At 61.1% G+C, this 712-nt stretch carries 1 rRNA gene; it reads left to right on the forward strand.

The annotated features are described in order from the left end of the window. Positions 1 to 599 precede the first annotated feature (599 nt). Positions 600 to 712, forward strand: a 23S ribosomal RNA gene (locus ACRYM0_RS20880); the annotation flags it as partial.

Here is a 712-nt window from a genome sequence, read left to right on the forward strand (position 1 = left end):
GTGCGGCTGGATCACCTCCTTTCTAAGGAGCATCTCTCGCCTCACTCCTTGCGGGGTGGGGTGGGCAGGGCCGTCTACTCCAGCGTGAGTCTGGAGGTCGGTGCTCGAGGGTGGAACATCAACACGGTGCCGAGTGCTTGATCGAGTCGTCAGTACGGCCCTGGTCCTCCTTCGGGGGGTGTGGGGTGGGGAACGCGACTGGTGAGGGAATGCTCGGTGCCTGGCGCACTGTTGGGTCCTGAGGGACCGGGCACCACGTGCCGGCGGCTGTGTCGCTGGTGGGTGGTGTTCGTCTCCTTCTCAGGTCCGTGTCGGGCAGGTCATACCGGTCGGGGTGCTCCTTCGGGGGTGTTCTCGGTGTCTGGTGCTTGTCGTTGCGAGATGGGCTCTGGTTGTTGTTTGAGAACTGCACAGTGGACGCGAGCATTGCAAAGTTCTTCTTTGTTGTGGTGCTTCGTCGAGTAGATTTTTTCTGTGTCTTTGTGGTTTGGGTTCTTTGCTTGGCCCTGCTGCATGCTGCTCCTCGTGTCCTGGCTCTTCCGGTGCCACTGCTTTCAGTGGTGGTCGGTGGGGTTCAGGTGGGCGGTGGTGTGTGGTGGTGGCAAGTGTGTAAGGGCGCATGGTGGATGCCTTGGCATCAGGAGCCGATGAAGGACGTGGGAGCCTGCGATAAGCCTCGGGGAGTTGGCAACCGAACGGTGATCCGAGGGTG

The organism is Kineococcus arenarius subsp. arenarius, assembly GCF_050871845.1.
Taxonomy (GTDB): Bacteria; Actinomycetota; Actinomycetes; order Actinomycetales; family Kineococcaceae; genus Kineococcus.